At 54.6% G+C, this 13109-nt stretch carries 12 protein-coding genes; 5 read left to right on the forward strand and 7 right to left on the reverse strand.

Going from position 1 to position 13109, the window contains the following annotated elements:
• Positions 1-9: 9 nt before the first annotated feature.
• From trpC to ACP9M6_RS08655, 5 genes are read right to left on the reverse strand one after another with little or no spacing between them, the layout of a single operon-like run.
• Positions 10-813 (reverse strand): indole-3-glycerol phosphate synthase TrpC, encoded by an 804-nt coding sequence (gene trpC, locus ACP9M6_RS08635; RefSeq protein ID WP_427450264.1) that lies wholly within the window; start codon positions 811-813, stop codon positions 10-12.
• Positions 810-1829 (reverse strand): anthranilate phosphoribosyltransferase, encoded by a 1020-nt coding sequence (gene trpD / locus ACP9M6_RS08640; protein ID WP_427450266.1) that lies wholly within the window; start codon positions 1827-1829, stop codon positions 810-812. Before trpD ends, trpC begins: the two co-directional genes overlap by 4 nt.
• Positions 1826-2401, reverse strand: coding sequence for an anthranilate synthase component II (locus ACP9M6_RS08645; protein ID WP_427450268.1), 576 nt, complete (start codon positions 2399-2401; stop codon positions 1826-1828). Before ACP9M6_RS08645 ends, trpD begins: the two co-directional genes overlap by 4 nt.
• Positions 2401-3867, reverse strand: coding sequence for an anthranilate synthase component I (gene trpE / locus ACP9M6_RS08650; RefSeq protein WP_427450270.1), 1467 nt, complete (start codon positions 3865-3867; stop codon positions 2401-2403). The genes ACP9M6_RS08645 and trpE overlap by 1 nt, the downstream gene beginning before the upstream one ends.
• Positions 3868-3874: 7 nt before the next feature.
• Positions 3875-5803, reverse strand: coding sequence for a SurA N-terminal domain-containing protein (locus tag ACP9M6_RS08655; protein ID WP_427450272.1), 1929 nt, complete (start codon positions 5801-5803; stop codon positions 3875-3877).
• 135 nt (positions 5804-5938) lie between these two features.
• Here ACP9M6_RS08655 and tpiA point away from each other — a divergent pair, with 135 nt between their 5' ends.
• The gene (gene tpiA / locus ACP9M6_RS08660; RefSeq protein WP_427450274.1) at positions 5939-6664 is read left to right on the forward strand and encodes a triose-phosphate isomerase; all 726 of its coding nucleotides are present in this window, start codon (positions 5939-5941) and stop codon (positions 6662-6664) included.
• A gap of 87 nt (positions 6665-6751) precedes the next feature.
• Positions 6752-7729, forward strand: coding sequence for a hypothetical protein (locus ACP9M6_RS08665; RefSeq protein ID WP_427450275.1), 978 nt, complete (start codon positions 6752-6754; stop codon positions 7727-7729).
• Here ACP9M6_RS08665 and ACP9M6_RS08670 read toward each other — a convergent pair.
• Entirely contained in the window at positions 7726-8064 is a 339-nt protein-coding gene (locus tag ACP9M6_RS08670; RefSeq protein ID WP_427450276.1) for a hypothetical protein, read from the reverse strand. The genes ACP9M6_RS08665 and ACP9M6_RS08670 overlap by 4 nt on opposite strands.
• A gap of 172 nt (positions 8065-8236) precedes the next feature.
• Here ACP9M6_RS08670 and ACP9M6_RS08675 point away from each other — a divergent pair, with 172 nt between their 5' ends.
• Positions 8237-9340, forward strand: a complete 1104-nt coding sequence (locus tag ACP9M6_RS08675) for a hypothetical protein (protein ID WP_427450278.1) — start codon at positions 8237-8239, stop codon at positions 9338-9340.
• A 3-nt stretch (positions 9341-9343) separates the two neighbouring features.
• Here the strand turns inward: ACP9M6_RS08675 and ACP9M6_RS08680 are convergent, their stop codons facing one another.
• Positions 9344-10933, reverse strand: a complete 1590-nt coding sequence (locus ACP9M6_RS08680) for a peptide chain release factor 3 (protein WP_427450280.1) — start codon at positions 10931-10933, stop codon at positions 9344-9346.
• A gap of 1213 nt (positions 10934-12146) precedes the next feature.
• Between ACP9M6_RS08680 and ndhC the strand changes: the two genes are divergently transcribed.
• Both ndhC and ACP9M6_RS08690 read left to right on the forward strand, forming a co-directional pair.
• Entirely contained in the window at positions 12147-12512 is a 366-nt protein-coding gene (ndhC, locus tag ACP9M6_RS08685; RefSeq protein ID WP_427454772.1) for an NADH-quinone oxidoreductase subunit A, read from the forward strand.
• A gap of 10 nt (positions 12513-12522) precedes the next feature.
• Positions 12523-13107, forward strand: a complete 585-nt coding sequence (locus tag ACP9M6_RS08690) for a NuoB/complex I 20 kDa subunit family protein (RefSeq protein WP_427450282.1) — start codon at positions 12523-12525, stop codon at positions 13105-13107.
• Positions 13108-13109: the final 2 nt, after the last annotated feature.

Raw genomic sequence — 13109 nt, forward strand, 5'->3', positions numbered from 1 at the left:
AATACTCAGTCATTTCATAATAAGTTTATTCGTGGCTTTTGCGACATCCTCCTGCCGCATCAAACTCTCGCCAATCAAATAGCCTTGCGCGCCGCTATCGGCGAGGCGGGTGATGTCGTCTTTTGTGAAAATGCCTGACTCCGCGATCAGTGTGCAGTCCTTTGGCGCTAAGCCCGAGAGGCAGTCAAATGTGTCGAGCGTTGTATCGAATGTTCGGAGGTCGCGGTTGTTCACCCCGATAAGAGTCGCGCCCAATCCTATTGCACGTTTCAACTCGGCTTCGTCATGCGTCTCAACCAAGGCGTCCAACCCAAGCGTTTCGGCCTCCTTCATCAGAGCTTTCGCCGTCTCGTCACCAATCATCGCCAGAATGACAAGAATACAATCTGCCCCCATCGCGGCGCTTTCCGCGATTTGGATGGGATCGAGCATGAAGTCCTTGCGGAGCAGGGGGAGATGTGTCGCTGCGCGGACTTGCGCGAAAATTTCATTGCTGCCCTGGAATCCCGGGCCATCGGTGAGCACGGAGAGGCAAGTCGCGCCACCCGCTTCGTAAGCTTTTGCGATGTCCACCGGATCGAAATCTTCGCGGATGATGCCTTTGGACGGGCTCGCCTTTTTGACTTCACAGATGAGTGCAGGACCCGACGCCGCTTTGATCGCATCTTCGAATTTGCGGGGATGGGGCAGAGCGGCTGCCGTTTCGCGCAGCACTTCTATCGTGGTCTGCGATTTCAACGCCGTGACCTCATCGGCTTTATAGGTGGCGATGCGTTTTAACACATCCGGCGCGTCCATCAGGGCCGAGGTCATAATTTCACCCCCGAGAGTTCCGTCAGTCGCTTTAACGCCAATTTGGCAAACCCTGAATCGATGGATTGCGTCGCTTTGACAATGCCGAGACCGACATTTTCCGCGACACCCGCAATCATCAGGGCGACACCGGCGTTCAGGATGACGATGTCCCGATAGGCAGATTTTTCGCCGTCCAATAGGCCTTGTAACGCTGCCGCATTCACATCGGGATCGCCGCCTTTCAACTCCGCCATATCTGAAATCGGAATGCCAAATTCGCGCGGGTCAATTTCAAAATCGCGCACGGCTCCCGCGCGGACTTCGGAGACGAATGTCTTTCCCGTCGTCGTGATTTCGTCCAGCCCGTCTTCGCCGTGAACGACCCAAGCGCGTTTGGTGCCGAGCTCCGCCAGCGCCTCCGCCATGGGGCGTCTCCACCCATCATCGCAGACACCGAGCAGAATATGCGACGCGCGCGCCGGATTGCTCATCGGGCCGAGCATGTTGAACAATGTCCGGATGCCCAGTGCTTTGCGGGCAGGTCCGGTATGTCGCATGGCGGGATGATGGTTCGGCGCGAAAAGAAAGCCGATGCCTGCATCCTCAATACAGAGTTTCGCTGTGGCGGGACTCATGCCGAGGTCCACGCCGAGCTTTGCAAATGTATCGGCGGTTCCCGTCAGGCTGCTCGCGGCACGATTACCATGTTTCGCGACCTTTGCCCCAGCGCCTGCGCAGACGAGAGCGGTTGCAGTCGAGATGGAGAGCGTATGCAATCCCGTCCCACCCGTGCCGACAATGTCAATAACGTCGAAATCTAGCTCTACAGGGACCATGTTCTCGCGCATGACTTCTGTGCCAACACGGAGTTCCTGTGCGGACAAGCCAATCATTTCGAGACCGAGAAGGAGGGCGCTGACTTGTTCCGATTGCGATTCGCCGTTCAGGATTGAGGTCAGGGCCGCACGCAATGCTTCCGGTGATGGTCGGTCGCCCGCGCCGAGTGTTTTGAAGATGTCCGTATTGAGGCTCACCGCATCCCCGCAATGTCGAGGAACCGTCCGATCAGCTTATGCCCGTTCTCGGACGCGATGGATTCGGGGTGAAATTGTAACCCGTGAATCGGGCGCGTCGCGTGACGAAGGCCCATGATCTCGCCGTCTTCCGTCCAGGCATTGACGAGGAGTTCCGGGGGCAATGTTTCTCGTTCGACAGAGAGCGAGTGATAGCGCGTTGCGTTGAACGGGCTTTCTAAATCTTCGAATAATCCCGTGCCGTCATGGTGCATGGGTGAGACTTTGCCGTGCATGATTTCTTTGGCGCGAATGACTTTCCCGCCAAAGGCTTGGCCGATGGATTGCTGGCCGAGGCAGATCCCGAGTATGGGGAGGTCTTCGGGTGCCTGTTTGATAAGGTCTAGGCAGATGCCCGCTTCCGTCGGCGTTTTTGGCCCGGGGGAGAGCAGCACAGCTTTCGCGCCCATGGAAAGCGCTTGGCCGACCCCGATATCGTCATTGCGAACCACATGTGTTTCAGCGCCGAGCTCCTGCGCGTAATGCACGAGGTTATAGGTGAAACTGTCATAATTATCGATGACGAGGAGCATTAGCTATTCCCTCCGAACCGAACGGATTGTTCCGCTGCGCGAAAGAGGGCCGCGCTCTTATGCAGGGTTTCTTCGAATTCCATCTGCGGCACGGAGTCCATGACGATGCCGGCGCCCGCGCGAACGTGGAGCGTTCCATCTTTCACAATCGCCGTACGCAGAGCGATAGCTGTGTCCATGTCGCCATTGACGGAAATATATCCAACCGCACCCGCATAAATGCCGCGCTTTTCATCTTCCAACTCATCAATAATTTCCATCGCGCGGACTTTGGGTGCGCCGCTAACCGTGCCTGCGGGGAAACCTGCGAAGAGCGCGTCGAGCGTGTCGAGTCCTTCACGGATTTCGCCTTCCACGTTCGAGACGATATGCATGACATGGCTATAGCGTTCGACAGTGAACCGTTCCGTGACGCGAACCGTTCCGGATTTCGCGACGCGGCCGACATCGTTTCGACCCAAGTCGAGCAGCATGAGATGTTCCGCACATTCTTTTGGATCATTCAGCAGGTCCTGTTCCAGCGCCAAATCCTGCGCCGTGTTTTTCCCACGTGGACGTGTTCCTGCGATAGGGCGAACTGTGACGACACCGTCACGCAGACGCACAAGAATTTCCGGACTTGAGCCGATGATTTGATGGTCGTCGAAGTCGAGGAAATAGAGAAAGGGCGAGGGGTTCATCCGGCGGAGACTGCGATAGAGCGCAAAGGGCGTCGCTGGCAGTGGCGCGGAGAGGCGCTGTCCGATCACGACTTGGAAGATGTCCCCCGCGAGAATGTAATCTTTGGCTTTCGCAACACGCTGGCCAAATGTTGGACCGTCTGTTCCGAGAACGGGCTCAAGTTTTGGAATGGTGACATCGCGTCCCGTATTGGCGGAAACAGGCAAGGCGAGGTCCGCCGCAACGCGCTCAATCCGCGCACAGGCTGCGCCGTAATCATCGCCTGCATCAAGAGGTGAACCAATAATGATTTCCTGCGCGACTTGATCGAAGATACAGACGATACGCGGGCGCACCATGATCGCATCCGGTGTCCCGATAGGGTCATGTTTTGCGGTGGAGAGCGTCTCCACTTGCCGCACCATGTCATAACCCAGATAGCCGAAGAGACCCGCCGCCATGGGTGGAATATCTTCAGGAAGGTCGAAGCTAACTTCCGCTTGCAAGGCGCGGAGGGCGTCGAGAGGTTTGCCGTCACAGGGCGTATACTCGCCGCCGTCGCGCGAAATCTCGCTGGCATCGCCTTCACTCCGCCAGATGATATCGGGGTCGAATCCGAAGAAACTATAACGTCCGCGCTGTTCGCCTCCCGTCACACTTTCAAACAGAAACGCGTATGGCTTACCTTGCGCAGCCTTCAAAAAGGCAGACACAGGTGTGTCAATATCATTGATAACCCGCGCGAAAATAAGCTGCGCGGAGGAGGCGTCTAACTGATCAGGTGCAGGTGAAAATTGTAACGTCACGGCCGAATTATTGACCCTCGATACCCATAACAGTTGTCACTTGATCCGGATATTCGCGCAACTCATGCTCTTTCAAAATCGCGAGGCGATAGGCATTTTGTATATCCAAGCTAATCTCTGAAGAGATATTGCGCTGAACGACGTCGAGGATTTCTCCCGCAAGGCCGTCGCTATTAGGGGTAATCGTGTCCAAACGCGCAATTGTGTAAGTCTCTGGCTGTACACCCGCACCGCGGCTGATTTCGCCCGGCGCTCCTGTTAAAAGGTCGACGACGATTTGACCATCAATGTCGCGGGGCGGATTGGCGCGGGAAATGCCGCGTTCCTCGAGTGTTGCGGCGGTCCCGAGTTCCTCGCTCAAGTCCTCCAGCGTCCGGCCTTCACCAATTTCTCCGGCGAGGGCGATCCCGTGCTCATTCAAAGCGTCTTGAATTTGTTCGGAAGTCCAAGCGGCGATGACACTGTCGCGAACATCTTCCAGTGGGCGGACCTGACTGTCGATAATATCGACCACGCGGAACAGGACTGCGCCCTCATGGACGGTCTCGAAAATCTGACTGTCCAGCCCAATATCAGCCGTGAAGATTTCCCGCAGTAACGTGTCATCTGCCGCAATACCCGGAATATTTGTACTGCCTGCCAGACGCAGACCGTCCTGAGTCGAACCGGAACGATCTATGAAATCATAGCTTTCCATGGGGAGGTCTAATTCTTCGGCGATTTCTTCCAATGTTCGGTTTTCAAATGTCATGGGATCAATCAAATCCTGGAGGTCAAAGATTTTCTCTTTCGCCTTATCCAGGCCGATTTCCTGACGAATTTCACGTTCCAGAGATGCAAAGACGGGGGACGTGCCGGGCGTGACTTCCGGGACATAAATAGCTTCCCAACCGCCGAGACTGTTTAATCCAGCCGCCGCTTGGCCTTCTTCCAGGTTGAAAGCGATTTCATCCGTGGCGGAGTCAATCAGCGTGTCTTTCTCGATGTCATCATAACTATCCGGGGCCACGAGACCCAGTGCACCCGCGACGAGTTCAGGCGCTTCACCCGCCATCAGGCGGTCTGCGGCTTGCTGCGCGGTGGTTTCATCAGACGCCGCCAGAATGATGACGTCTCGTGTCGCTTGTGTCCCAAGGTCACCCCGTGCCACGCGCCGATCAAATTCGGCCCGGACTTCATCTTCGGTGACTTCAAGGTCAGGGAGGAAATATTGAGGTTCCAGACGGATCATCGTGACTTTGCGGTATTCCGGTGCGGTGTAGCGCACGGCATTGCCATCAATATAGGCCTGCAATGTTTCATCATCCGGTGCGTCCGGCGCGGGAACGGCACCCTTATTCAATGTCAGGATCGTCGCTTTGCGCTGTTCGGAGACATAATCAAAATAGCGCGTTGCAAAACCCGATGGCGCTTGAATTCCGCCCACAATAGCTTCTGTTGTTTGCTCACGGCGGAGGTCGCGTAATGTGTCCTCCTCAAAGGCCTTAATCGAATATCCGTTATTCAATCCGCCAATCGCTTGAACCAATTTGTCGCGATCGAATTCACCGGTGACACTCGATTTAAAGGCGGGGAAAGATTCGATATATTGTTTCGCATCCTGACGGTTCACACCAATACCAAGATCATCTGCATCTTTTTCAATCGCGAGTCGGAGTTGATATTGTCCGATCAGTTCGCGGTGAATACCCTGTTGATAGGCTTGTTCATTCGTTAGTCCTTCGCCACGCTGCACGGCGATTTCCCGCAATCGGGACTGTAGATCACGCTGGAAATCGCGGGTTGAGACGCTCTCATCGCCGACACTGACAACGGCATTTCGGACGCCCGGCACGAAAATATCATTCACGCCCCAAACGGCGAAGGCCAGAACTAAAAGTCCGACTAGAATGCCGACAAAGCCGGATCTGATTTTTGCACCGATGGACTGGGCCATTTTGCCTCGCGAAGCAGGGGATTTCGAAAGTTGACACATAGCTGTGCCCCCACTGCCTTACAAGACCTTGCTGCGCTTGCAATGTCGATAGGTTTACGACACATCTAAGACGAAATATTGAAAGATTGAGATCATATGGCTAAGGCTTTGCGTCCTCTCATTGCGGCAAATTGGAAAATGAACGGCTCACCAGATTGGGTGGATAAGCCGTTGGAATTTGATGCGCTTTTCCCGCAGGGCCAGAGGAAATCTTTGGATGTTCTCATCTGTCCGCCAGCGCTTTATCTTCAGAGACTTAGTGATACCACCCGCCAAGCCGGTATGTATTTGGGTGCCCAAGATTGTCATAAGGCAGCCAGCGGCGCGCATACGGGTTGCCTCTCTGCGGAAATGCTGATGAGCGCGGGCGCTGACTATGTCATTGTCGGTCACAGTGAGTGCCGCGCTGCCGGTGACACCAATAAATCCGTCAAAGCCAAAGCGAGCGCTGCAAAACGAGCAGGCTTAATTCCCATCATTTGTGTTGGCGAGACGGAAGCCCAGCGGGATAAGGGCGATGCGTTGAAAGTCGTTAAAACGCAAATTAAGGGCTCACTCCCCACACTGGCGGACTATGTCATAGCTTATGAACCCGTCTGGGCCATTGGTACAGGCAAAGTCCCGACGCTCAAAGATATCGCTGAAATACATGACGCCATTCGTGCGCAAGTCGGGGACGGGGTCCGGATTCTCTATGGGGGTTCCGTGAAGCCGACGAATGCGAAGGACATCCTCGCGATTGAGAACGTCAATGGCGCGCTGATTGGCGGGGCCGGGCTTGAGATGAAAAGTCTGTCCGAAATTGCTCGGCTTGCCGTTTAATTGATTTCCGAAAAATAGGGTTAACCAAGCGCTAACGCCTTGCGGGCAAGGTCGGTCTAACGATTCGACCCCACCTGTGAGGATAATATGCGCATCCTGTCTCTATTCGCTGTTTCAGCCCTGCTCTCCACACCCGTATTCGCGGCGGATTTGGGCACATATCGCCCAGGCACGCCGTATAGTAGTTCTGTTGCAGGCGGCGCGGATGTTTGCGAGAGCCATTGTTCCGGCGATGCGCAATGTAGAGCGTGGAATTATGTGAAACCCAATCCGCGCGTGTCCGGCGTCTGCGAATTTCTCTCCAGTGCTTCAACACCAATTGCGTCGCAAATTTCGATTTCCGGTGAGGGTTTTGCGAGTACGCTACAGTCTTCCCGCATGATGACGGGCGGTACAAATACAGTTCGGGTCGGAACGCAGGTGCAATCCCGTTCGAACACTGTGAAAGTTGGCCAGCCGACGCCAACCCGTCGTGTAGTAAGAGAGGCTGTTCCGCAACGCCCTACAGCTCAGCAGGCTTCGACACGTCGTCTTGAGAATATGAGCTTGACCGAGCAACAAAACCGTTATCGCCAGCCGGCCGCATCGCAGCCCGTTCAATCTCGTCAGCCCGCGCAGCCCCGTCCTGCCTTCAGGCCTATTTTAGACGGTGTCCCCCGCGCGTTCCCGCAATCGGTGCCCCAACCGCAGCGGCAATATCAGCCACAGCCCTATCAACAATCCCGCGCTGTTGCCCAGCCGCGTCGTGCCACCGGCCCGCGTCGTGTCGCACCACCGCAATATCAGCCGCAATCCGCGGCGCGCCCGCAGTCCGTAACACAGTCGCGTCCGCCGATTGGTCAACCCATTCAAGCGCCGGCAAATATGCCGCGTCGCTCCGTCATCGCGCCGCAAACTGCCGCGCCTGCACGGGACGTTAATCCCATCGCGCTGGCCCCTGAACAGGCCCAGAAAAGTCTTTTTGGTCGATTAAATGATGATGTGAAAGCTGCGCCGAGCGCAACGCCTGCGCCGACGACCCCGGTCACGACGCAACCTATGCCCGCTCTGGCCGGTGGACGTTAGGCGCGTTTGGTTTTTGCAAAAAAGTGCTTTACGCCCGCCGCGATCGCGGTGAAGGACAGGCGGAACCAACCGAAGATGACGAAAATGACGAAGCAGAGAATAATGGCGCCGAGTAAGCCTTCGGCCACTAACCGGCTGTCATAAGAGAGTAAGAAGAGTGTTTCTGATCCGCCTGAGAAGGCGGCGATTAGACCCAGAAATACCCAAATTCCGGCCCAATAAAAATTTATCAGCTCGTTTTTCTGTTTATATACCGTTGCGGGCACGAAGAGTAAGGCGACAAATCCAACCGTGATCGCAAACATGATGATGGCGGGTAGGAAGTGTATCAGCATGGGACGCGCTTTCGGTGAAGGTCGACTGTGATCTCCACATTTCAAGCCGCGTGCCGCTCTGGAAAAATTGCCATGATTTCGTCAATTTTCATGTTAAGCTTTCAATATGCATAAATTGTTCGTCCCTTTCACGCTTGCTCTGTTATCCTCAACGGAGGCTTTTGCGCAGGAGATGAGGGTCTCCACCGTGGCGCAGATTGAGGCGGATTGCAGTTGCGATCTCGACGCCGAAAGTGCGGGCAATCCCGAAGAGGCAATCTTGTTTGGTCTCTCGACAATGTGGATTGATGTGTTCGATCTGTCTAAATCCACGGAGAAGGGGACGCTGTTCCTCTCTGGTGAGGGCGAGACGGAGCGCGGGACACGGGACGTTCTCGCGGCGATGGTTGGGCAGGGCGATGCACGCGAGCTGCGGGTTGTTTTGGCGGAGGTCGGTCAGCTGGATATGACATCTGCGAAATCCGATATTTTGTCAGGGTCGTCCGCTGCGCCCGCAAAACCAAGCGCACCGGCGGCGAAAGTTGCTGTTGTAAAGCCCAAATCCGCTGCGCCTGTTTCAATCAAATCCAACACGTCCAATCCATTTAAAGGCCTCAAATACCCTGCGCCTGAAATTGTGAAATCCGGTAAGTATAGTCAAAAAATCGGTAATTGGACCGTGAACGGTGATGTCAAAATGGCGACGCCGAAAGACCCGCTTTCTCCACGTGAAACAACGGGCAATTACAAAGCGTCAGGAAAGCTTTCGGATAAAAAGCTGATTGACCGCGCTCTGAAAGAGGCGGGTTTGACCCGTGCGAAATACCCGAAGGCTGACTCACTTGCCGTGACGCGAGAGATATTAGGCACGCAGAATGCGTTTGCCTTTGGCGCAGCGCGGCGGAAGGGTGAAGTTGTCCGCTTCTTTGTGATGTCCCAAGTGGATAAAACGGGAAAATATGTCACGTTCTCCGTGTTCGAAGCCCCCCAAGAGGAATGGAATAGCTGGGGCGGATTAGCTGTCGTTTTGGCCAATACAGGGGTCAGGAAACCCGCAGAATTTACGCCTGAAATTATTGCCTCTGTCCGACCGCTTAGTCCCGCGCAGGAAGGCGAAATTTTTAAGACCCAGTATACAAACCTGATGCTGGCCCTGTTCCGCGGGACGATGATGGCGAATATGGGCACGCTCAACACGATGACGAGTTTCAATATGTCCACTGCGACTTGCGCGGGCGATTCGAATTGCACGGTCACGGCAGATGGGCTCGGTGGTTACACGGCAGAGACGAAGTAGGGCCTAAGCTCTTTCCTTGGTCGTGAGGAATCGGATGTCCGGGTTCTTCTCCTGCGCGTAACCGACATCCCATGAGGATTTGGCGAGGAAGACGGGCGCCTCATCGACGTCGGTTCCCGTCGTCATCACGTTTTTATCGACAAAGGCTTTGATGGTCGCGGGGTCATCCGCCGCTAACCATCTGGCCGTTTGATAGGGCGGGGATTCGAAGGTCACGTCGAGACCATATTCCGTCTTGATCCGTTCCCGCATCACGTCAATCTGCAGCGATCCGACCGCGCCGACAATCATGTCTGAGCCAAAATTTGGTTTGAAGAGTTGTGTCACGCCTTCTTCCGCAAGTGATTCCAACGCTTTACGCAGATGTTTTGCCTTGAGCGGGTCTTTCAATTGCGCGCGTCGCAGGATTTCCGGCGCGAAATTCGGAATGCCGGCGAAGACGACTTTGCCTGATTCCGAGAGGCTGTCTCCAACCCGTAAAGCCCCATGGTTCGGTATGCCGATTACATCACCTGCATAAGCATTTTCCGCCAATTCGCGATCCTGTGCGAAGAACAGAATCGGATTGTGCACGGACACCGTTTTATTCTCCGCCGTCTTGAGTTTCATCCCGCGCTTGAATTCACCCGAACACATGCGCAGGAAGGCCACGCGGTCACGATGATTCAGGTCCATATTGGCCTGCACCTTGAACACAAATCCTGCGACTTCTTTGCCGTCGGGTTGGATCATGACTTGCTGCCCAGCCTTTTTCGCGGGTTCTTCCTGCGGTTCGGGGCAGAGTTCGGCGAGGGCGTCGATGAGTTGCAAGACACCGAATTTGCGTAGCGCCGAGCCAAAATAAACGGGCGTCATGTGGCCTTCGCGGAAGGACTGCTCATTAAAATCGGGATATTCACGCGCGAGTTCCTGCTCCTCCATGAACTCGGTCAATAGGTCGTCATTGTCGAACATCGCGCCGATTGAATTGCCGTCGACTTTTGTCATGACATGTTCGCCACCCTCATCGGGTTTGACGAAATGCAGGAAGTCATTTGTGCGCAGATCGACAACGCCTTTAAACCGACGACCGGAAGCAGCTGGCCATTGCATCGGCACAACGTCGAGGGCGAGCTTGTCCTGAATCTCCGTAATAATATCGAATGTGTCGCGGCCTTCGCGGTCGAGCTTGTTCACGAAGGTAATGATCGGAATATCGCGGAGGCGGCAGACCTCGAACAGTTTCAGTGTCTGCGGCTCAATACCTTTGGCGACATCGAGGACCATGACCGCGCAATCGGCGGCGGTAAGGGTGCGGTAAGTATCCTCCGAGAAATCCTCATGGCCAGGCGTATCGAGCAGATTGAAAATCAGGTCTTTATGTTCGAACGTCATCACGGAGGACGAAACCGAAATCCCGCGTTCCTGCTCAATTTTCATCCAGTCCGATTGCGTCCGGCGTGCTTCACCTCGTGCGGCGACCTGTCCGGCAGCATGGATCGCTCCGGCCGAGAGGAGCATATTTTCCGTCAGAGTCGTCTTACCCGCATCAGGATGCGAAATAATGGCAAAGACGCGACGGCGTTTCGGTTCGAGTTGGAGAGCTTTGGACATAGCGGCGCAGATAAGGGGAAGGGGTGGCGTAGGCAAGGGCGAAGGTGGGCAGTGAAATCTTAGCGAACTGGAAATTACAATTGAACGCGCAGTCGAAATATGCCTCCCTTCTTTTTCTATTCTTTGGCATCCTCCGGCTCTACGGGGATCCATTCGCATTCGGGTGGCTATTTTGACTTGAAATTCCGTCAACTTACGACGGTCAATGCGCATGGATCGATCGATCAAGTCGGACGATGACAACATGAGGCTTATGGTGAAAAGTCTTTAGCCAAGCGTATGCTGCGACTGCCCATCTTGGGGTCAGCGGGGCACTCAAATAAGTAGCGGGACAGCCCGCAGGGTCAGTATCCACGACGGAGTACCGAATAAAAAACTTTGTTTTACGCGGGCATGACCCTGCGGCGGTGGTTTTTTATATAACGGTCCTGCGTGGTCACAGTTGTCCGTTATTTACCGCCTTCCGGTAAATAACGGACAGTGTCGGAACACTCGCCATAAAAGGTCCGGCATAGTCCGGCTCCTCACAACCGGATGCTCAACCCCACCGTCCTCCAGTACCAGCAAGCGAGGCCTCGCCTGTCCCGTGTCTGAAAGAACGAGATGAATATGACATAGGTTTGATAAGCGGTGATCATTCCTTTCTAAATGTGGGATTGGCTAACCCAATGTTCAGCTAAGCCACTGAACTCACACTCTTGTCATCCCCGTGAAGACCGGGATCCATTTGTTTATATTGAGGGATTGAGATAAATTTGCGTCAGCCAACCAAGCCTTCAACGAATGGATCCAGGAACATGTTGTTTGTTTCCAAAAAATATGTTCCGGAATGAGAAAAGAGAGACTGAATACTCAATGTCATCCCGCACTCAACGCAGTGGAGATGCGGGACCTATCGCCTGTAAACTCAAGCTTAAGCCCTGAAATCGTTGGGCCCCACATCTGCGCCTTGCGGGCTGGTGCGGGGTGACAGATGGGTTGGCGTTTTGAAATCTCAAAATAATTTCGATTGAAACGTGTTTTTTCGCTCCCTAACCCACCCACTTGCAACTCACTCGCAAGACCAGTTTTTCGCAAAATCGTCGCAGTGTAAAACCCTCACAAAACCGTTAGATTCGTCGTTGCAATCACCCTTTCGCCTCAATAGGTTCCGGCACGATTGCAGGTGGCTGAGTCTCGCCGCCTATCTGGCCCATTTTTGCGCGTGAGTTCCATGAACGATTTCCTGTTGGAATACCTTCCCGTTGTCATCCTGTTTGGCATCGCACTTGTGCTGTCCTTGCTCTTCCTGCTGGTTCCGGCGGTGATTGCGCCGAAGGACCCGGATAGCGAGAAGGTCTCGACTTACGAATGTGGCTTTGCCGCCTTTGACGACTCACGCATGAAATTTGATGTGCGGTTCTATCTCGTGGCCATTCTGTTCATTATCTTCGATATCGAAGTTGCGTTTCTCTTTCCTTATGCCGTCACCCTCGACACGATCACGTGGCAGGGCTGGCTGGTTGTCATGATTTTCCTCGCAGAGCTGGCCGCAGGCCTCGCATATGCGTGGAAAGTCGGCGCATTGGATTGGGAATAGGAGTTAGCTCATGGTTCTTGTAAATCCAGACGGTCGTCCACTCGCTGCCGCCGGTTCTGCGGCCCGCGATATTGGCACACCGGCCTATGATCCAAAATTGCATGACGGTGCGTTTAACGGGTTGAGCGATCAGCTCGCCGATAAGGGCTTTATCACCGCGGCGTCTGATGACCTCATCACATGGGCGCGGACGGGGTCCCTCATGTGGATGACATTTGGTCTGGCCTGTTGCGCGGTTGAAATGATGCAGGCCTCCATGCCGCGTTATGATGTCGAGCGGTTCGGCTTTGCGCCGCGGGCCTCCCCCCGCCAATCCGACGTGATGATCGTCGCGGGGACGTTGACCAATAAAATGGCGCCTGCGCTTCGAAAGGTTTACGACCAGATGCCGAATCCGCGCTATGTGATCTCCATGGGGTCCTGTGCGAATGGCGGTGGCTATTATCATTATTCCTACGCCGTTGTGCGCGGCTGTGACCGGATTGTTCCGGTTGATGTCTATGTGCCGGGCTGTCCTCCGACGGCGGAAGCGCTGGTTTACGGGATATTGCAGTTGCAGAAGAAAATCCGCCGCGAAGGCAATATTGAGCGTTAATG

Source organism: Litorimonas sp. WD9-15 (genome assembly GCF_050271975.1).
Classification (GTDB): Bacteria; Pseudomonadota; Alphaproteobacteria; order Caulobacterales; family Maricaulaceae; genus Litorimonas.